General features: G+C 55.5%; 2 pseudogenes. Both read right to left on the minus strand.

The window, feature by feature from the left end:
- Positions 1 to 12: 12 nt before the first annotated feature.
- Positions 13 to 138, minus strand: a pseudogene (locus tag SOP85_RS31185) (Cu(I)-responsive transcriptional regulator); the annotation flags it as partial.
- A 99-nt stretch (positions 139 to 237) separates the two neighbouring features.
- A pseudogene (locus tag SOP85_RS31190) lies at positions 238 to 425 on the minus strand (hypothetical protein); the annotation flags it as partial.

The following is a 425-nucleotide window of genomic DNA, read 5'->3' on the forward strand; positions in this document are numbered from 1 at the left end:
TCAAAATCATTGTCAGACGGGACCAGCGTTAGCACAACACCCCGACTCAAGACTCTTGAGAATCGGACAATCCGGCCGATCATCCCCCTGACAATGCTCCACCAGATCCTGCAACGTATCGCGCAACTGCCCCAGCTCCCACATTCGATCTGCACTGGACACAGAATTTGTGTTCGGCGACGGTCCAATGTGGGAGCGGGCTTGCTCGCGAAGGCGTTAGCACAATCAAAATCATTGTCAGACGGGACCAGCGTTAGCACAACACCCCGACTCAAGACTCTTGAGAATCGGACAATCCGGCCGATCATCCCCCTGACAATGCTCCACCAGATCCTGCAAGGTATCGCGCAACTGCCCCAGCTCCCACATTCGATCTGCACTGGACACAGAATTTGTGTTCGGCGACGGTCCAATGTGGGAGCGGG

Source organism: Pseudomonas sp. YuFO20, from assembly GCF_035064975.1.
Lineage (GTDB): Bacteria > Pseudomonadota > Gammaproteobacteria > Pseudomonadales > Pseudomonadaceae > Aquipseudomonas > Aquipseudomonas putida_AE.